Source organism: Pelistega indica, from assembly GCF_000506865.1.
GTDB lineage: Bacteria > Pseudomonadota > Gammaproteobacteria > Burkholderiales > Burkholderiaceae_B > Taylorella > Taylorella indica.
In genome coordinates this window covers 1-19,871 of record NZ_AYSV01000093.1, presented here as the reverse complement: position 1 = coordinate 19,871, position 19,871 = coordinate 1, and the positions used below count along the sequence as shown (strand labels likewise).

General features: G+C 37.5%; 19 protein-coding genes and 2 pseudogenes. 17 read left to right on the top strand and 4 right to left on the bottom strand.

Translation table 11 applies throughout. From position 1 onward, the window contains the following. A pseudogene (locus tag V757_RS28055) lies at nucleotides 1-281 on the top strand (transposase domain-containing protein); the annotation flags it as partial. Nucleotides 282-411: 130 nt separating this feature from the next. Here the strand turns inward: V757_RS28055 and ggt are convergent. Then, nucleotides 412-2,180: pseudogene (gene ggt / locus V757_RS23475) on the bottom strand (gamma-glutamyltransferase). A 547-nt stretch (nucleotides 2,181-2,727) separates the two neighbouring features. Here ggt and V757_RS29625 point away from each other — a divergent pair. Genes V757_RS29625 through V757_RS23455 form a run of 5 tightly spaced genes read left to right on the top strand, consistent with a single transcriptional unit; the run spans nucleotide 2,728 to nucleotide 6,292 of the window. Continuing rightward, complete coding sequence (locus V757_RS29625) at nucleotides 2,728-3,354, top strand: ABC transporter substrate-binding protein (RefSeq protein ID WP_261796547.1); 627 nt, start codon at nucleotides 2,728-2,730, stop codon at nucleotides 3,352-3,354. Further along, nucleotides 3,336-3,635 (top strand): ABC transporter substrate-binding protein, encoded by a 300-nt coding sequence (locus V757_RS29620; RefSeq protein WP_261796546.1) that lies wholly within the window; start codon nucleotides 3,336-3,338, stop codon nucleotides 3,633-3,635. Before V757_RS29625 ends, V757_RS29620 begins: the two co-directional genes overlap by 19 nt. Nucleotides 3,636-3,646: 11 nt before the next feature. After that, on the top strand, nucleotides 3,647-4,606 hold the full coding sequence (locus V757_RS23465; RefSeq protein ID WP_023951769.1) for an ABC transporter permease: 960 nt from the start codon (nucleotides 3,647-3,649) through the stop codon (nucleotides 4,604-4,606). Then, nucleotides 4,593-5,537, top strand: coding sequence for an iron chelate uptake ABC transporter family permease subunit (locus tag V757_RS23460; protein ID WP_023951767.1), 945 nt, complete (start codon nucleotides 4,593-4,595; stop codon nucleotides 5,535-5,537). Before V757_RS23465 ends, V757_RS23460 begins: the two co-directional genes overlap by 14 nt. After that, nucleotides 5,534-6,292, top strand: a complete 759-nt coding sequence (locus tag V757_RS23455) for an iron ABC transporter ATP-binding protein (RefSeq protein WP_023951765.1) — start codon at nucleotides 5,534-5,536, stop codon at nucleotides 6,290-6,292. Before V757_RS23460 ends, V757_RS23455 begins: the two co-directional genes overlap by 4 nt. A 13-nt stretch (nucleotides 6,293-6,305) precedes the next feature. Here the strand turns inward: V757_RS23455 and V757_RS23450 are convergent, their stop codons facing one another. Continuing rightward, complete coding sequence (locus tag V757_RS23450; protein WP_023951763.1) at nucleotides 6,306-7,202, bottom strand: helix-turn-helix domain-containing protein; 897 nt, start codon at nucleotides 7,200-7,202, stop codon at nucleotides 6,306-6,308. A 160-nt stretch (nucleotides 7,203-7,362) separates the two neighbouring features. On the opposite strand from V757_RS23450, the gene V757_RS23445 reads away from it, so the two are divergent. From V757_RS23445 to V757_RS23420, 7 genes are all read left to right on the top strand, one after another. Beyond that, nucleotides 7,363-9,483, top strand: coding sequence for a TonB-dependent siderophore receptor (locus tag V757_RS23445; protein ID WP_023951761.1), 2,121 nt, complete (start codon nucleotides 7,363-7,365; stop codon nucleotides 9,481-9,483). A 131-nt stretch (nucleotides 9,484-9,614) separates the two neighbouring features. Then, nucleotides 9,615-10,205, top strand: a complete 591-nt coding sequence (locus V757_RS23440) for an alpha/beta hydrolase (RefSeq protein ID WP_218184502.1) — start codon at nucleotides 9,615-9,617, stop codon at nucleotides 10,203-10,205. Beyond that, nucleotides 10,202-10,423 carry a hypothetical protein gene (locus tag V757_RS27610; protein WP_052019368.1) on the top strand — a complete coding sequence of 74 codons (222 nt, stop codon included), beginning with the start codon at nucleotides 10,202-10,204 and terminating at the stop codon, nucleotides 10,421-10,423. The genes V757_RS23440 and V757_RS27610 overlap by 4 nt, the downstream gene beginning before the upstream one ends. A 125-nt stretch (nucleotides 10,424-10,548) precedes the next feature. Continuing rightward, entirely contained in the window at nucleotides 10,549-11,778 is a 1,230-nt protein-coding gene (gene serA / locus V757_RS23435; RefSeq protein ID WP_023951759.1) for a phosphoglycerate dehydrogenase, read from the top strand. Between the two features lie 293 nt (nucleotides 11,779-12,071). Further along, entirely contained in the window at nucleotides 12,072-12,986 is a 915-nt protein-coding gene (rocF, locus tag V757_RS23430; protein WP_023951757.1) for an arginase, read from the top strand. 19 nt (nucleotides 12,987-13,005) lie between these two features. Next, nucleotides 13,006-13,440: a PACE efflux transporter gene (locus V757_RS23425; protein WP_023951755.1), complete on the top strand. Its 435-nt coding sequence runs from the start codon at nucleotides 13,006-13,008 to the stop codon at nucleotides 13,438-13,440. 4 nt (nucleotides 13,441-13,444) lie between these two features. Next, entirely contained in the window at nucleotides 13,445-13,717 is a 273-nt protein-coding gene (locus tag V757_RS23420) for a DUF1289 domain-containing protein (RefSeq protein WP_245587021.1), read from the top strand. 14 nt (nucleotides 13,718-13,731) lie between these two features. Here V757_RS23420 and V757_RS23415 read toward each other — a convergent pair whose 3' ends face one another. Together V757_RS23415 and V757_RS23410 are read right to left on the bottom strand one after the other, a co-directional pair. After that, on the bottom strand, nucleotides 13,732-15,087 hold the full coding sequence (locus V757_RS23415; protein ID WP_023951751.1) for an MmgE/PrpD family protein: 1,356 nt from the start codon (nucleotides 15,085-15,087) through the stop codon (nucleotides 13,732-13,734). A gap of 8 nt (nucleotides 15,088-15,095) precedes the next feature. Then, nucleotides 15,096-16,256 (bottom strand): acyl-CoA dehydrogenase family protein, encoded by a 1,161-nt coding sequence (locus tag V757_RS23410; RefSeq protein WP_023951749.1) that lies wholly within the window; start codon nucleotides 16,254-16,256, stop codon nucleotides 15,096-15,098. 121 nt (nucleotides 16,257-16,377) lie between these two features. On the opposite strand from V757_RS23410, the gene V757_RS23405 reads away from it, so the two are divergent. The 4 genes from V757_RS23405 (at nucleotide 16,378) to V757_RS23390 (ending at nucleotide 19,850) form a co-directional block, all read left to right on the top strand. Beyond that, nucleotides 16,378-17,313 (top strand): LysR family transcriptional regulator, encoded by a 936-nt coding sequence (locus V757_RS23405; protein ID WP_023951747.1) that lies wholly within the window; start codon nucleotides 16,378-16,380, stop codon nucleotides 17,311-17,313. 195 nt (nucleotides 17,314-17,508) lie between these two features. Then, complete coding sequence (locus tag V757_RS23400) at nucleotides 17,509-18,339, top strand: HTD2 family dehydratase (protein ID WP_371128790.1); 831 nt, start codon at nucleotides 17,509-17,511, stop codon at nucleotides 18,337-18,339. Between the two features lie 39 nt (nucleotides 18,340-18,378). After that, nucleotides 18,379-19,557, top strand: coding sequence for a CaiB/BaiF CoA transferase family protein (locus V757_RS23395; protein WP_023951743.1), 1,179 nt, complete (start codon nucleotides 18,379-18,381; stop codon nucleotides 19,555-19,557). After that, the gene (locus V757_RS23390; protein WP_023951741.1) at nucleotides 19,557-19,850 is read left to right on the top strand and encodes an aldolase/citrate lyase family protein; all 294 of its coding nucleotides are present in this window, start codon (nucleotides 19,557-19,559) and stop codon (nucleotides 19,848-19,850) included. Before V757_RS23395 ends, V757_RS23390 begins: the two co-directional genes overlap by 1 nt. Nucleotides 19,851-19,871: the final 21 nt, after the last annotated feature.

The window sequence follows — 19,871 nt, the reverse complement described above, 5'->3', positions numbered from 1 at the left end:
TCAGAGTCAGCTCAACTGCCGATGGATAATAATGCGGTAGAGAATTTGATACGTCCACTCGCGATTGGTCKGGCAAGAATTGGCGTCTTTGTAGGTTCGTAGAGAAAGCGGGTCGACGTGCGGCTGCGGTGATGTCGTTAATTCAATCGGCTAAGCTCAATGGCCATGACCCTTATGCTTACCTTAAGGATGTGTTGGAACGATTGCCGACACAGAAAGCGAAGGACATTGCTGAGCTTCTGCCTCATCGTTGGCAAGCGCCAAACGACACCAAGAATTAACACAATGCCCCGACAAAATCGGGGCATTGAACGTTTAAAAACGGAAGTCAATCGGAGTTCACCGGACGCTTACAAAGTGAGATGGAGGATATTAAAAATACCCTTTTAATTTCAACTTACAACAATTATTTTAATAACCTAGTGTTTTTCCATCAGGATTACGTGGGTCGGAATAGCCATAAAATCCACCGTCTCTAGCTTGAATAATTTGGATGCGTCCCATTGGGGCTTTGAGGCTTATTTTATGTCCTTTACTTGCCAAAATAGCTAATGTATCAGGACTGATACCTTCTTCGATACGTAACTCATCAGGTAACCATTGGTGATGAACGCGAGAGGTTATAATGGCTTCTGCTGGATTCATGCCGTGGTCAATCGTATTTAAGATACTCTGTAGTACAGTAGTAATAATTCGTGCACCACCAGGACTGCCAGTAACTAACCAAGGCTTATCTTCTTTTAAGACTATAGTTGGGGTCATAGATGATAGGGGGCGTTTTTTAGCTTCAACAGCATTAGCATCACCACCAATTAAACCAAATGCATTTGCGACGCCAGGTTTGGCAGAGAAATCATCCATTTCATTATTTAACAAAATCCCTGTTCCTTCAGCAACAATACCACTGCCAAAATTCAGATTTAGGGTATAGGTCACAGCTACCGCATTACCATTATTATCCATGACAGAATAGTGTGTAGTTTGATCGCTTTCATAGGCCTGTGGTTTACCGGGCTTAATTTCAGCGGCGACACGAGCTTTATTCTCATTAATATGCTGGATTAATTCTTTGGCGTAGTCTTTTGAGGTTAAGCCTTTAACAGGGACTTTGACAAAATCAGGATCACCTAGATATTCAGAACGATCAGCATAAGCTAATTTCATTGTCTCTGCTAAATAGTGAATAGTTTTTGCACTATTTGATCCATATTCTGCTAGAGGATAATTTTCCAGCATATTTAAAATTTGAACTAAATGTACTCCTCCTGAGCTGGGAGGTGGCATAGTGACTATTTTGTAGCCACGATACTCCCCCTCAATTGGTTTACGCTCTACTGCCTTATAGTTTTTCATATCTTCTAGGGTGATTAACCCTTTATGCTTGCTCATTTCAGCGACAATTTTTTCGGCAATTTCACCCTCATAAAATACTTTAGATCCATTTTTAGCAATCAATTTTAAAGAGTTTGCTAAGTCTTGTTGGATCAATCGCTCACCAGCGGAAATGGGATTCTCACCATTAAAAAAAATTTTCTTAGTACTATCCCATTTGCCTAGATTATCTTTTTCTGTTTTTAATGTGTCGGCTAAAGTTTGGCTGACAATAAACCCATCTTCTGCTAATTTAATTGCAGGAGCGATAACTTCTTCTAAAGACAAACTACCCCATTTTTTTAAAGCTAACTCCATGCCCGCAACAGTACCAGGCACTCCTACGGCAAAATGGTATATAAAGACTTACCATCAATGACATTACCTTTTTCATCTAAATACATATCTTTTGTGGCCTTTGAGGGAGCCATTTCTCTGAAGTCAATAGTCATATTTTGATGAGATTTAGCATCGTGTACAACCATAAAGCCACCACCCCCAATATTGCCAGCATTAGGTAAAACAACCGCTAATGCAAATCCCATAGCAACGGCAGCATCCACAGCATTACCTCCCTTTTTAAGCATTTCAACACCGGCTTGAGAGGCGAGTTCTTGCTCTGAGGCTACCATACCGTGGACACCATAGATGGGATGGAAAATATCTTTACTGCTATCATAACGTTCCGCTGCAACTTGGGTTTGGGTCATGGAAGGGGGTACTTTGGCATAAAGCGTAATAGGCGTACCAAAAGCCAAGGTAATTGCCAAACTACCAAGTAAAAATTTTCTCTTAAATTGAGTTTCCATAGCTGTCTCCTTTTTATAGATAAAAATATTTTTTAAGTTATAGTTAAAAGTTTAAATATAAACTTTTATAGTTGAAGCTTTATATTAGAATAGTTAAAAGATTGTTTTTAAACTAGTTTTTGTTGCTTGAATAGGTTATCAACCGTCGAGGCTAGATATTAGTAATTAGGAACTTAATTTCCACTTATTATTATTACACAATGTGCCGATTGTTGCACTATAGGTAGTTGTGACAAAGAGTAGTTATTTTTTCTGCTTATACGTGGATAGAGTATATGGCTATTCATGAAGCATTATTTTTTATTCTTAATAATCCCTTTATGAAAGATATGATGCATAGTACGGCTCAATTTAATCTGCTTAAGTAAAGTATTTATGTCTGTACGACTGATAAGTGACATTATTAGACAAAAAAGTGTAGATATTTTTGCGAAGTCTTTTTTATTACTAGAATTATAAAATTTTACATCTTATAATAAGAAATATTCTCATTTCTATTTTTATTTATTGAGATTTTAATTAGTTAATTAGTGATGGATTGTTAGTAATGAAAGCATTATTTTTTAGAACAGTTGCCGCTACTGTAATGGGGTTGGCGGCGATTAGTGTGCAAGCGGTAGAAGTCCAAACAGCACATGGTAACGTTAAATTTGATAAGCCATTAAGCGATAACATAGCAGTATATGATGTAGGTGCATTAGATAGTATTACTGCTTTAGGCATAACACCAAAAGGAACATCTGATGCAGTTGGGGTAAGTTATTTACAAGATGTTTATAAACAATCAACAAAAGTAGGTACATTATTTGAGCCAGATTTAGAGAAGCTAAATGCATTAAAACCAGAAGCTGCTTTTATTGGTGGTCGTATGTCACCTAAATATGAAGAAATTCAAAAGGTAGTTCCTGTTGTTGATATGAGTAATCCTAAAGGTGTTGTATACAATATCAGTCGGACAAAAGAGGTTTTAACTGAATATGGTAAGTTATTTGCTAAAGAAGACAAAGCAGCAGAGTTAAATAAAAATTTAGATGAAGAACTAGAGAAAACTAAGCAATTAACTCAAGGCAAAAAAGACGTTGATGATATTAGTCAATGGACAAAAAGTAATCTTCTTATTCAGAGGGTTCTCGTTTTGGATATTTATTTAGTGATTTGGGATTTATTCCTTTAGATGAGAAAAAATCTGAAGGTCGTCATGGTAATCCTGTTTCATTTGAGTTTATTAAAGAAAAAAATCCTGACTGGTTAATCGTGATGGATAGAACGACAGCAACAAATGGTAAAGGGGATAGTGCAAAAGTTGTACTAGAAAACGCTTTATTAAAAGATGTTGCCGCATTTAAAAATAATCATGTAATTTACTTAGATAGTTCATCGTACCTTGCATCTGGTGGCTATCAACAAATGATGCTTGAACTTAAATTATTAAGAGAAGCGACTATAAATAAGTAATTAACTAGTCTATGGTGTGGCGTTTTTTGGGAGTAGGCTTATTATGCCTACTCTTTGTTATTAGTCTTTTTGTTGGCGTTAGTAATGTCTCAATAAATAATTTATTGAGTGATACTGATGCTATGCAAGTCTTTCTCAATAGTCGCTTACCACGTACATTGGCTATTGTATTGGTAGGTATGGCGGTGGCCAATGCAGGTCTTATTATGCAAATGCTAATGAGAAATCGTTTTGTTGAGCCCAGTATGACAGGCACAACAGAATCTGCTGCTCTAGGTCTATTATTAGTTACTTTACTTTTTCCAGAAAGTAGTATTGTGATAAGAATGATAGTTGCTAGTGGTTTATCCATCATTGGTTTAATTGGTTTTATGTTGATAGTAAAACGATTACCACCTACGGCGACTTTATTGATTCCATTAACTGGGATTATCTATAGTGGAATTATTGGGGCGGTGGGCTTATTCATTGCCTACGAAGCAGATATGATGCAAACCTTAGTTGCTTGGCTTATCGGTGATTTTGCTAGTGTGCTCGCTGGGCGCTATGAATTATTGTGGCTGACAGGGGTACTTTGTTGTATCTCTTTCTTTTATGCCAATCAATTTACTATCGCTGGTTTAGGTAAAGATATCAGTATTAATTTAGGATTAAATTATCAACAAATTACTAGAATTGGACTGATAATTATTGCATTGATAGCAGCAATTGTTGTTGTCACCATTGGTGGTATTCCCTTTATTGGTTTGGTAGTGCCTAATATCGTGAGTCGTCTCATGGGGGATGATGTTCGTAAGACGTTACCTTGGATTATGATTTTTGGGGCAAATTTAGTATTGGCTTGTGACATTATGAGCCGTATTGTCAACTATCCTTATGAAATTCCTGTTGGTACTATTATTGGTATTGTGGGCTCAGTAATTTTTCTATATCTACTCTATGTAAAACCAAGTAAGCATGCAAAAAAATAAATTATTCTTGCTGGGCATAGGCTTAGTGATATCTATCATTCTCTTTATGACAGTTAATGCCAATGGGCAATGGAGCTTTGTCTTGTCATTTAGAGGAGAAAAATTAATTGCTTTATTAGTAGTAGCGTACGCTATTTCTGTGTCTACAATATTATTTCAAACCTTGACAGCGAATCAGATCTTAACGCCTTATATCATGGGGTTTGATTCTATTTATGTGTTGATACAAACAGGTCTAGTATTTTTATTGGGAGGTATAGGTTATGCCACATTGGGCGCGTATACTAAGTTTTCCCTTGAAGTAGTGTTGATGTTAATAGTTGCTTTTTTATTGTTTTCATCATTATTTTCTTCTTCACAAAAAGACTTATATCGTTTGGTGTTGACAGGTGTGATCTTAGGGGTATTGTTCAGGAGTACTAATAGTTTTTTACAGCGCATGATTGACCCTGAAGAGTTTTCTGTTGTCCAAAGTGTTAGTTTTGCACAATTTAATGTAATTAAGACGGCTTTATTATTACCAAGTAGTGTAATTGTATTGTTAGTCAGTTTGGTAATATGGCGCTTACAGCATGTCTTAGATGTAATTTCTTTAGGACGTGAGCAAGCGATTAACCTAGGGGTAAATTACCGTAAAACATTAATGCTGGTCTTATGTTTAATCGCTATTTTGGTGTCAATTTCAACGGCATTGGTTGGTCCCGTAACGTTCTTTGGATTGCTTGTGTCAGGTATTACTTATGCTGTGTTTAGAACTTATGAACATCGAATATTGATTCCTGCTTCATTTTTAATTGGGGCGATTAGTTTGATATTGGGTCAAGTTATTTTTGAGCATGTGATTGGTTTTAAAGGTGTATTAAGCATTGTTATTGAATTCCTTGGTGGGATAGTATTCATTATCTTCTTGTTAAAAAGAAAAGCGTTATGATTGATATAAAAAATTTATCCTATGCTGTAGATGGCGTAAATATTTTGCATAATATTTCTGTACAAATACCTAAAGGAGGGATTACCGCATTGGTTGGCTCTAATGGTGCTGGTAAATCGACGTTGTTTTCTCATATCGCTCGTTTAGAAACTATCCAACAGGGACAAATCACTATTGATGGAATGGATATTAGTCATACCCCCAATAGAGACATGGCTAAACTTATTGCTATTTTGCGACAAGATAATGTCATAGCGAGTCGTATTACTGTTGAAAAAATGCTAATGTTTGGACGTTATCCTTATCATCAAGGGCACCCAAAAGTCGAAGACTATGAAATTGTTGAGTCGACGCTCAAACAGTTTCAGTTGGATGCGTTAAGAGAGCGGTTTATTACTGACCTGTCAGGTGGACAACGCCAACGAGTGATGGTGGCAATGGTATTTTGTCAAACAACTGATTATTTGCTTTTAGATGAGCCTCTAAATAATTTAGACATGTATCATTCGAAGCAGTTAATGAAGCAATTAAGACAAATTGCCGATGATTACCAACGAACTATCGTTATGGTATTGCATGACGTGAATTATGCTTCTGCTTATGCTGATTATATGATTGGCATGAAAAATGGTGAGGTTTTATTGCAAGGTGCACCAGCTGCATTATTAACAGAAGATAATTTAAATAATTTATTTGGTGTAAAGGCGCCTGTTGTTGAGGTCAATGGTCATAAGATGGTAATGCATTATTTATAACGGAGCACATGATTTAATATTTCACTTCAGTTGGCGTATAGTGAAAATATTGTTTGAATGCCTGTGTGAAATTTGAAACATGCTTATAACCACATGCGTAAGAGATTTCTCCAATACTAAGATTTGAGTGCTTAAGAGCATGTAGTGCATATTTCATTTTTTTATGTTTTAACCATTCGCTAATACATAAACCAAAATGTGCTTTAACTCGTCGCTGCAAAGTACGTTCACTGATATTTAATCGTGTGGCTAAATCACTGACTTGAATATTTGGAGTGAATACTTGATTGATTTGCTGAATAAAGCTCTTAGCAGGATTGATAAGTGTATTTTTATGAGAAGTATTTTTTATTTGAGATTCAAAAATTTGCCATAAGGAGGCAAGTAATTGTAGCGCATTTGCCTCTTGGCATAATTGACCATAAATGCTGTTCTCAGGTAATGCCAAAAATTGTTTACTTAATGTTCTGATAGTCTCATCCATTTGCCATATACGTACGGTATCTTCAAAAATTGTAGGGTAATTTTTTCCTGGATAATAATCATATAGCCATTTTTCAATGCCTTTAATAGCAACTTTTTGGCAATAGTCCCCTTCAATTAAATGACGGCTAAATAGGCTTTCTTCTTGAATGGAAACCATAACGATAGAGCCGTTGTTCGCAGGAATTGTGTAATTGTCTTGATTAATACTGAAGCGTAATGTTCCTTCAAGCAGGATAATGAAGTTAATATAGCTATCTACGAGTTGGCTACTGCGCATATTTTTTCGTGCATATAAGGTTCCTCCATGGATATGAATACCACTCCTCAATGGGCTAAAAGAATAATTACCTTCTACCCACTCTTCTGATTGATTGTTATGGACGAGTTGAATAAATTGCTCGCTATTTAGCTGTTCTATTTGCATTGAAAATTGAGACTGTCAGAAAATCAATAAAGAATGTCATATTTAAATAAGAATCATTTCTATTTAAAAATTATTTTAACTCTAAAATACTCATTAACTAAGCAAATTTTGAAGAAATACAAATTTTGCTTTGATGTTATTTATAGGTGAGGATTTAGAGATGAAACAATTTAAGTTAAAAAAAGAAGTGTTGTTACTTACAATGCTCTTTTCTACGACAGCGTATGCACAAGAGAAAGCAGATGTGACGACATTGGATACTGTGTATGCGGTGAATGAACGAATTTATAATGCCATTGTTACTGAAAAAACACGTGATTATAGTTCATTCGCTTCTACAGTAGGTACAAAGAGTCCCGCATTGGTGCGTGAAATTCCACAATCCATCAGTATCATTACTAATCAACAGATTCAGGATAGAGAGGTAAAGACATTTGATCAGTTGGCTGCAAAAACGCCAGGATTACGAGTCCTTGCTAATGATGATGGACGCTCTTCAGTATATGCTCGAGGCTATGAGTATAGTGAATATAATATTGATGGGTTACCCGCTCAAATGCAGAGTATTGTAGGGACATTACCCAATCTTATTGCCTTTGATAGAGTTGAAATTATGCGAGGGCCTAGTGGGCTTTTCGATAGTAGTGGTGAAATGGGTGGGATTGTAAATTTTGTGCGTAAACGTCCAACACAAGACTTTCAAGGCAGTTTAGGTGCAGGCTTTGGTACAGCTAAAAGATACAATCTAGATGGAGATATTTCTGGATCGCTCAACACATCAGGCACGTTACGTGGTCGTTTAATTGCACAAACAAATGGAGAATCTCCTAAGCCAGCGAAACAAAATAATCATCACGAAACATTGTATGCAGCATTGGATTGGGATTTAACGCCTCAAACAACAGTAGGTCTTGGTTATCTTTATCAACAACGAGAATTAACACCAAATAATGGTCTCCCTGCTTTTATTGCAGATAATCGCTTATTAAGTTTGCCAGAGTCAGCTTTTATTGGGGCCGATTGGAACAAATTTTCTATGCAAAGCCATGATGTTTTTGCTGATTTAAAGCATTACTTTGCTGATGATGCACATCTAAACATAGGTATGCGTTACTCAGATCGCCAAGCAGATTCTAATTATATTTTTGCGGGTACAGGGATTAACGCAGCAAATAAAGTAAGAGCAACAGGACTGGGTACAGATATTAAACAGAAATCTTTGGCATTTGATGCGAGTTATAGTCGGCCATTTAAGTTGGGAAATACAAAAAATGATCTTGTTGTAGGGGTGGATTATAACCATTTTGATTATGACTATGATCAAGCACGAGTAACTAACTTAGGCATGGTAGATTATCGACAATTTAATACAATCTCTTATGTAGATATCATGAAAAATGCACGTCTAGGTACTAGCGGTTATGCACTTACACAAACTCGAGAGGAGCTAACCGAGAAAGGTATTTATGGTAAGTTAGTGCTACGTCCAATTGACCAACTGTCATTAATTGTAGGAGGTCGTTTAGGTCACTATGAAATTAAGGCGGGTGATGGTTTAACACAAGCAAAAGCGAGCAAAACAAACTTCACGGGTTATGCAGGAGCAGTATTTGATATTGTCCCTAACCATAGCTTATATATCAGTTATTCAAGTTTATATACCCCTCAATCAGATACGGATGCAGAGGGGCGTATCTTAAAAGCACGTCAAGGAACACAAATAGAAGGTGGTTATAAGGGGAGTCTTTTTGATGATAAATTAAATATGCGTTTATCTGTTTATCGCTTACGTGATGTGAATGCAGCTGCACCCATCATTCCGGGTGATTCAAGATCGTCTTCAGTAGCTTTAGGAAAACGGGTGATGCAAGGATTTGAAGCAGAGGTGAGTGGTAATATCACTGATAAATGGCGTATTCATGCAGGGTATAGCTACTTAGATACCTCATTAGTCATACCAACAAAGTCTGATGTGGCTATTTTTTTGATGCCCCGACACAGTGCAAATTTATGGACAACATATGATATTACTGATAAGTTGACTGTGGGTGCTGGTGTGAATGCTATGAGTAAGATTAAGTCTTCTCAAGATATCAGTGCTGGAGGATATACCTTATTTGATGCTATGGTGTCGTATCGTTTTACACCTCAACTAAAAGTACAGCTTAATGTAGATAATGTATTTAACCGGCATGCATATATACGTGTAGGTAGTACCAATACTTTTAATATCCCTAGTAAGGATAGAAGCATTTATGCTAGCGTACGTTACCAGTTCTAATAATTTATCGTAGATTTATTAAGGTTAATGCTGGGCTTAGGCTCAGCAGCATATTTTAGAAGATGATGAATATAAAGAAATTATTTTATTTAGGAAGTTTTTTCTTATTAAGTTTTATGAGAACTATCGCGATGGCTTCAGATATACAGCTGGCACAATTACTACATACGAAAGAAACTATTTTATATACATCTGAGACTCCGCACCCATATCGAATCCAATGGATGACGATAGGAGACATGCCTAAAGAAGGTTATCCTGTGCTTTATCTACTAGATGGAGATATGACTTTTCCTGTAGCGAGTGTTGCTGCTCATACGTTTATGGTGAATAAAGTGGCAAAAAAGAATGCACCAGTGATGATTGTAGGGATTGGTTATGGGAGGGAAGAATTATTAGACTTAAAAAAGAGAGCGCTAGATTATACGCCACCTACTAGAGATAATCGTGCGGATATTGATTATGGGGGAGCAGATAAGTTTACTCTGTTTATAAGCAATGATTTATTGCCTTTTTTAGCAAAACAGACCAAGATTAATATTAAAGAGCAAGCTATTTTTGGACACTCGTTTGGTGGACTTTTTGCTAGCTACAATCTTTTAGGAAAATCAAATTTGTTTAAATATGCTGTTATTTCTAGCCCATCTCTCTGGTGGGACGATAAACGCGTTTGTTTGATTTTTTTTCAAGTCAAATGCTTAGTGATAGGCATATCAGATTGAGTTTAGGTGAATTAGAAATTCCTAAAGAAACTGCTGACACTAGACGGCAACAGCGGGATATGTGGGGTAATCTTGAAAAATTTGCACATTATTTGGGAAATCAAGGAGTTACTGTTCAGTTAGAGCGCTATGAGGGTGAAAATCACGGAACCGTTATGTATCGTGCTTTGTTAGATGGAATGAAGTTTTTGCAACCATATTGGCAGAAGGAACAATAGTTTCTTTATCGAATAATAGGTAAAAAAGTTTCTTTTGAAAGTTCTAAATATATATATCTTTGACGTAACCTGATATGATAGTTTCTTTAGGTTTTGATTTTCTCACCGTAATGTAGGTTCTTAGAATGGAAAAACTCTCTCTTGATAAAAGCAAAATTAAAATTGTATTGCTTGAAGGTGTACATCCTAATGCACTAGATGTGTTAGCAGCAAATGGTTATACCAATATTGATTTTCATAAGAAAGCCTTAGAAGGGCAAGCACTCATTGATGCAATTAGTGAGGCTCACTTTGTAGGTATTCGTTCCCGTACTAATTTAACAGACGAGATTTTAGAACAGGCTAAAAAGTTAATCGGTATTTTCTGTTTTTGCATTGGTACTAACCAAGTGGATTTAGATGCTGCCGCTAAAAGAGGTATTCCTGTATTTAACGCGCCATTCTCTAATACCCGTTCAGTAGCTGAATTGGTATTAGGCGAAATGATTTTACTTATGCGCAAAATTCCTGAGGCTAATGCTCAAGTTCACCGAGGTGAATGGAAAAAATCGGCTGATGGTAGCCATGAAGTTCGTGGCAAAACATTAGGCATCATTGGTTATGGGCACATAGGTACTCAAGTAAGTGTGTTAGCCGAAGCCTTAGGAATGGATGTTATTTTTTATGATATCGAAACAAAACTTCCTCTAGGTAATGCTCGTCCTGTGTCGAACTTAAGTGAGTTGCTCGCTAAAAGTGATGTTGTTACGCTACATGTGCCAGAAGATGACAGCACCAAAAATTTAATGAGTGCTGAACGTATTGGTCAAATGAAGCAAAATGCAATTCTCATCAACGCATCAAGAGGGACAGTCGTTGATATTGATGCACTGGCAGCAGCTTTAGAAGCGGGTAAGTTAAATGGGGCTGCGCTTGACGTTTTCCCTGTAGAGCCTAAGTCTAATCAGGAAGAATTTGTATCACCATTACGTAAATTTGATAATGTGATATTGACCCCACATATCGGTGGTTCGACTGTAGAGGCACAAGGCAATATTGGTATCGAAGTGGCGAGTAAAATTGCGCGTTACTCAGATAATGGATCAACATTGTCTGCTGTCAATTTCCCAGAAGTATCACTACCTGAGAACAAGGGAGCAAGCCGTTATATGCATATCCACGTGAATAAGCCCGGTGTATTAACTAGTCTTAACAAAGTATTCACTCAAGATGGTGTGAATATTGTGGGTCAATATTTGCAGACTAATGCTCAGATTGGCTATGTGGTCATTGATGTTGAGAAAAACACAAAAGCCAACCTTCTTGAACAGCTAAAAGAAATTGACGGTACAATTAAGACCCGTGTTTTGTATTAGTGTTTTCGGCATGCCGTCTATATGAGACGGCATGTCAAAAATTTAAGAATAGAAGAGTGCCAATATTCTGGAAGCAAGCCCCTAGATCATAAAGAGGCTTGCTTTTTTAGTGAAATAATATATTTCATTAGATATTTAATCATTAATGGCATTAATTGACATTTTGTAAAAGACAAAAACTTATGCCTATGTCACAATATACATAAGTTTCCTTCAATATAATAAGTTAGCTGGCTGATTTATTTAGCCTAAGTGCTTTTTTGAATATCACAATACAGTTATAGACAGAGATTATGAATAATAAAATTAGTTTAATTGGTGTACCAACGGATGTTGGAGCGGGACATCGTGGTTCAAGTATGGGGCCAGAAGCTTTGCGCGTGGCAGGCATTACGCAAATGTTAGAGGGTATGGGATTAGAGGTTCATGATATGGGGAACCTTCATGGGCCAGCGAATCCTTTTACTGCCCCTAAAGATGGTTATCGTCATTTAAATGAAGTCATTCAATGGAATCAGTTAGCTCATGATGCTATTTATGCTGAATTAAAAAGAGGTCATTTACCGATTATGTTAGGAGGTGACCATTGTTTAGGGGCTGGCTCTATTAGTGCGGTGGCTCGTTATTGTCGCGAACAAGGGAAAGAACTCCGTATTATTTGGCTAGATGCACATACAGATTTTAATACAGCAGAGATTACACCGTCAGGGAATATGCATGGTATGCCAGTGGCTTGCTTGTTTGGTCATGGTCCAAAAGAATTAGTTGAGATGTCAGGTCAGGTGCCAGCATTAGCCGCAAAAAATATTTATCAAATAGGTATTCGTAGTGTAGATGAGGGCGAAAAACAATTTATTCATCAGGCGGGAATCAATGTTTTTGATATGCGCTATATCGATGAGGTTGGTATGCGTCAAACGATGGAAAAAGCGTTAGCTGGTCTAAATGATAATGTACACTTGCATGTGAGCTTTGATGTAGATTTTTTAGATCCTGAAATTGCTCCAGGCGTGGGTACAACAGTACGAGGAGGTCCTAACTATCGAGAGGCGCAACTATGTATGGAGATGATTGCGGATACGGGTCGTATGGCATCCTTGGATATCGTTGAGTTAAACCCCGCATTAGATGTTCGAAATTTAACAGCGAATATTGCTGTTGAGCTAGTGGAAAGCTTATTCGGAAAAAATACCTTGGTACGACCTTAGCGCTATATTGTGATAACCTATGAGTAATACAAATACGGTTTATCGTAAAAGCGTTTTAGAGCGGTTTTTTTATGCTTTTCTTTTTGAAGTACTAGGAATAGGTATATCAACTCCATTGGCAGCATGGTTATCTGATCACGAAATGATGTCTATGGGAGTGGTAACTGTTGTGATTGCCATCATGGCGTTATTGCTTAATATGGGCTATAACGCCTTATTTGACTGGTACTTAAAAAAGAACCATTTTACGAAAACGACAAAAGTGCGCATTGTGCATGCAGTAGGATTTGAAACTACACTATTTATGATGACGATTCCATTTATCTGTTGGTATTTGGGAATTGGTGCTTGGGAAGCTATTGTTTTAGATATAGGATTAATATTATTCTATTTGCCATATACCTATTTATTTAACCTCTGTTACGATATTGTGCGTAGTAAAATTGTTCGCTAACTACTTGAAAACAGCCATGGAACAGCTTGAGTTTTTTGAAATTCCTAGTCCTTGTGTTGGTGTTTGCCAAGCAAATGCTAAAGGATATTGTATGGGATGTTTCAGGACAAGAGATGAAAGATTATATTGGCAGAAGCTTAGTAATGGGCAAAAACAAGATGTGTTAAAAGCTTGTCGTATTCGTAAATTACGTGCAATCAAGGCACAATTGCTTAAACAAGAGGAGTTACAGCAGTCTAACTCACTTAGTACAAGCCAAGATGAGTTAGACTTTTGATAGATAAGGCTTAATTACAATAATGAATTTATATGTTCATTCGTTTGTAATTCCCATACCCACTGGATAACTTTTTGTATTTCCTCTACAGTGGCAACACCGCGATATTGCATTAATCGGGTCACTTTAGCTTCAATTTCAGGGCGAGAAAGGGTATTACCCGGATCTCCTTTAGGATCTTCAATAAACTCACTGAGTGTCTTGCCATTATTCAAAGTCACGGTAACTTTGCCTAGCCACTTATTAGGATAGGCATCATCAATTTGTTTATCCAGAACCATGTGAACTTTTTCTCTAAAGGTGTGAATGTTAGGATCATTAAGCGCTTCATCAAATTCAGTTAAACCAGCAAACTTCTTATATGCCACAATACCTAGTACTGTCCCCATTGAGAATTTTGATTGATGTACAGTTGTTGGGACATTAACGGCTCCTAAAACATCAATAGCGGCTTGATGGACATGGGCGGTAACTTGGACGATATCCTCAATAGCTATGTCATGCTTTGTAATGAGAGAAAGTAGAGCATCTGCAGCAGGATGGGTATGGCGGCATGATGCATGATATTTAAAAGATGTCTCAAGTAATGCCCAACGGGTACCCAGCTGATTATTTAATTTATCGTAGGCGGGTGATTCACTAAAGGCAACCCCCATACCTTGTTTACCATCAAAAATAGCTTCTGCGCCTGTAAATCCATTTTTAGCTAGCATGGCAGCCACTAATCCGTTTGCAGCCGCTTTGGCTGTATGCAACTGTTTTGAGTCAGCCGCTGTGCGTAGGAATTCCCATAAACCAGCAGCTTGCGTACCAGCAGAGCCTAGAGCATGTAGCATTTGACTCGGTGTGAGTTTAAGAAGATTGCCCACAGTTGCTGCTGCAGCGATTGTTCCTGCCGTTGCTGTTGTATGGAAAATCTTATAATGGCTACGCCCCAAAAACTCACCTACTCGAATTCCGATCTCATAGCCAACAACACAAGCAGTTAGAAATTCTTTGCCACTAGCCCCTATACTCTGAGCAATTGCAAGAGCAGGGGGGAATACGACACAAGCAGGATGAAATACTGAGCTATTATGTAAATCGTCCTGCTCTACCATATGTGAGGCAGCTGCATTTACCATAGCCGCAAAGTATGGGCTAGATGTTCCTGCATGAGGTAATAATTGTGCAGAACCCTGTAATGGACCTTGTGATTGAGCGAAAGCTAAAATTGTTTTTACAGGTCGTTCTGTTGAGCCTGCATAAATTGATCCTAGTGTATCTAGTAGTAGCTCTTCACAGCGTAAAATAACATTATCAGGTATTTGCTCAAAAGAGAGTTCAGACGCAAATTTGGCAACTTGATGGTTAATAGATTCTGTTGACATTATTGCTCCTAGAAACTACGAGGAAGACCTAGAATATGCTCAGCCACATAAGAATAAATCAAGTTAGTAGATATAGGTGCAACTTGATATAGGCGAGTTTCTCTGAATTTCCTTTCTACGTCATATTCATTGGCAAAGCCAAAACCACCGTGGAATTGCAGACAAGCGTTAGCGGCTTCCCAAGAGGCTTCTGAGGCAAGAAGTTTTGCCATATTTGCTTGTGCTCCCATCGGTAAATGGGCGTCAAAACGCTTACTTGCTTCGTAACGCATCAAACTTGCCGCTTCAATATTGATAAATGCTTTGGCAATAGGAAATTGTACGCCTTGGTTTTGCCCAATAGGACGACCGAATACAATGCGTTCTTTTACATAAGCTGAAACTTTATCAATAAACCAATAACCATCACCAATACATTCTGCGGCAATAAGTGTACGTTCAGCATTCAGACCATCTAAAATATACTTAAAGCCTTTACCTTCCTCACCAATTAGGTTCTCTTCTGGTATTTCTAGATTGTCAAAAAATAGCTCATTAGTTTCATGATTAACCATATTAGGAATTGGCTGTACACGCATACCATTTTTCATTGCATCGGCAATATCAACGATAAAAATCGACATTCCTTCGGATTTTTTAGTCACTTTATCAAGTGGTGTTGTACGTGCTAATAGAATCATTAGATCACTATGCTGAATACGTGAAATCCACACTTTTTGACCATTCACAACATAGCGACCATCTTTTTTGACGGCAGTAGTTTTTAGCTTAGTAGTATCAGTTCCTGTTGTTGGTTCAGTAACTGCCATGGATTGTAAGCGTAATTCACCAGTAGCAATTTTAGGTAGGTAAAGTTGTTTTTGTTTTTCTGAACCATGACGTAGTAAAGTACCCATATTATACATTTGTCCATGACAAGCCCCTGAATTGCCTCCCTGACGATTGATTTCTTCCATAATAACAGTAGCTTCGGTAAGACTTAAACCAGAGCCACCATATTCCTCAGGAATAAGAGCAGCTAGCCAACCCGCATGAGTTAGTGCATTGACAAAATCTTCAGGATAGGCTTTTTCTTCATCGATTTTACGAAAGTATTCAGCGGGGAACTGAGCCATCAAGTCACGGATAGCATCACGAATTTCTTGATAATTATTCTCTACACCACTCATCATATATCCTTAATTCTATTTTATGAAAACTTTACTATGCCAAAAAATCTTTTATCTGCCTATTATAAAATTGTTAAGCTAGGCTTAATCAAAAGTTTAAGATTGAAAAAAGGATGTTGGTATGGCAATGCGCTTTGATATTGCAGATATGCAATTAATGGTAAACATAAGTGAAGTGAAGAGTTTAACAAAGGCGGCTGAACGTAGCTTTTTGTCTTTACCCGCTGCAAGTAACCGTATTAAGAATTTAGAGAATAATCTGGGAACGGATTTACTGTATCGAAGCAGTCAGGGCGTGACATTGACGCCATCAGGAGAGGCATTTGTTAAGCATTCGACGAATGTATTGCGACAGTTAGAACACCTGAATGCTGATATGAGAGAGTTTGCTCAAGGCATTAAGGGTAAGTTAAGAGTATTTGCTAATACGACGGCAATGAGTGAATTTATGCCTAATTTATTAAGTCAATATTTACATAAGCATCCTGATGTTAATGTTGAGCTTAGGGAGCGTCTTAGTTATCGAATTGTACAGGCAGTCTCTGAAGGTCTAGCAGATATTGGAGTGTTAGCAGGTATTGATCCTAGTAATGTTGAGGCATCCAATTATGAGCATTTAACGTTTATTCCCTATCGTAAAGATAATCTGGTATTAATAACCCCATTAGAACATCCATTAGCACAGAATAAAGAAGTCAGTTTTGTCGATACATTAGGGTACGACTATATTGGTTTATCTGAATGGAGTGCTATCCATCATTTTTTACGTCAAGCGGCAGATAATTTAGGTATGCCACTGAAGTTTAGGGTAGAAGTGGGAGGATTTGAAGGGGTGTGTCGGATGGTAGCCGCTCAAGTAGGAATTGGTGTTATTCCAGAGAGTGTCGCTTATAGACAGAAAGAGTACAATCAAATAAATATTATCCATTTAAAAGATAAATGGGCAATACGGCAATTGCAGGTATGTGTAAGACAGTTAGATTTTTTACCGCCTTTTGCACAGGATTTAGTTCAGCTAATGAAAGAAGATGCTAAAACCGAATCCCAAAGGCCTTAACTCATTAAACAATAGCATATTGAGAGAAATATAGAATCGTTATTAGTGATAACACGATAGTGTTTGCCAATGGTTTGTGATACTTCCCTTTAAAGATATAAAAGCCCCCTTTCATAGAATCAAAATGGCTATTAAAAAAGGTACGTGCTATCGTTACTAAATAATTTTCTATTATTAATAAGAATTGAGAGAACTATAATGAGTATAGAATTTGAAAAATGGATAGGCAAACAAGAAAGTTGTCGTGAAATAATTAGTTCAAGCCATGTTAAAAAAATTGCCTTAAGTTTAAATGCACCTATTCCTCAAGAGGGTGAGGCGTTACCTTTCTTATGGCAATGGGCTTTTTTTATTAATCCTTTACCATTAAATGAGCTAGGTACTGATGGGCATCCTAAGCGTGGTGGCTTTTTACCTCCTGCTGATAATAGGAATCGTATGTGGGCGGGGGGACGCTTAAGTTTTATTAAGCCGTTGATTATTGGTCAAGAAGGAATGCGTGTTTCAACCATTCAAGCGATAAAAGAAAAAGAAGGCAGTACAGGTAAATTATTATTTGTGACGGTATTACATGAATATAGTCAACATGGTGAGTTATGTATTCGTGAGGAGCAAGATATTGTTTATCGTGAACCAAGTCCACCTAAGTTAATCGGTACTGAAATAGCTCCTTCTTCTAAATGGTCAGAAGATATTGAACCTAGCAGCACAATGTTATTTAGATATTCTGCAGTGACGTTTAATGGACACCGCATTCATTATGATTATCCTTATTCAACTCAGCAAGAGGGCTATCCAGGTCTTGTCGTGCATGGACCAATGATTGCTACTTATGTCTTAGATGCTTTTGTGAAAGCAAATCGTGATAAAAAAGTGAAAAGCTTCAAATTTAAAGGATTAAGACCATTAATTTGTCCTAAACCATTTAAAGTAGAGGGTACTTTTAATGATGATGGTAAGACAGCTCAATGCTGGGCACAGCAAGACGGTACTTTAGCTCAGTTAGCAGAAGTCAGTTTTGAATAAATCATTGTAATTAGAGAAGCATACAGTTAAGGAATAAGAATGAGACCGTTAGACGGAATTACAGTATTGAGTTTTGAGCATGCTATTGCCGCTCCTTTTTGTACACGACAATTGGCTGATCTTGGTGCTAGAGTAATCAAGGTAGAGCGTCCGAGAGTGGGCGATTTTGCTCGAGGTTATGATGAAAGAGTAAGAGGCATGGCATCACATTTTGTCTGGACCAACCGCTCAAAAGAAAGTCTGACTTTAGATTTAAAAGGTGAGGGTGCTAGAGAGGTTTTGGATAGGTTATTACCAGAAGTAGATGTATTAGTTCAAAACCTTGCTCCTGGAGCAGCGAAGCGATTGGGCTTATCCTTTGATGAACTACATCAGACGTACCCTAAATTAATTGTTTGTGATATCTCTGGTTATGGTGAAGGTGGTCCTTATGAGAAGAAAAAAGCCTATGATTTATTAATTCAAAGTGAATCAGGCTTTATATCCACTACAGGAACGGAAGCTGAAATGGCAAAAGCAGGCTGCTCAATTGCTGATATCTCCGCGGGTATGTATGCTTATAGCAATATTTTGTCAGCCCTATTGCTTCGACAAAAAACGGGACAGGGTAGCCATATTGATGTCACTATGCTTGAGAGTATGGTGGAATGGATGGGCTTTCCTTTGTACTATTCTTTTGATGGTGCGCCACCACCAAAACGAGCAGGGGCTTCTCATGCAGCTATTTATCCTTATGGTCCTTTTGAGGTTGCGGGAGGTCAAACAGTGATGTTAGGGTTGCAGAATGAGCGGGAGTGGAAATCATTTTGTGATAATGTATTAGAGCAACCCCAGTTGGCAACCGATGAGCATTATGCAAGCAATAGTTTACGTCACAAAAATAGACAAGCACTTAGACAAGAAATTGATAAGGTCTTATTAACACTTAGCAAAGAAGACGTTATTGATCGTTTAGAAAAAGCAGGGATTGCTAATGCGAGTGTTAATGATATGCAAGGTGTTTGGAAACATCAACAGTTAAAATCCCGCAATCGTTGGGTTGAAGTAGAAAGTCCAGTCGGTGCATTACCTGCCTTATTGCCCCCAGGTTTAAATAATCAATATAGCTACCGCATGGATCCAATACCAGCATTAGGGGAACACACGGAACATATTTTGTCATCTTTGGGTTTTTCTGCACAGCAAATTGCCGATTATCAAGAAAAAGGGGTTATTTAATGTCGTTAATAAGAACTGCTTTATTTGTACCAGCAACTCGTACAGATAGGATATTAAAAGCCAAAAATAGTGGTGCTGATGCCGTCATTGTGGATTTAGAAGATGCTGTAGCGATAGAAGCTAAAGCAAGTGCAAGACAAGCTTTACAGCAGTTTATACAAGAGAACCCACAACAAGCTATTTGGGTTCGAATTAATTCTGTACAAACAGAATGGTTTGAAGAGGATTTAGCTTTTTGTGGTCAATATTCAGCCATTGAAACAGTGATGTTGACCCAAGACGGAAAATGCTGAAGAAATTACATAAAGTCGCTG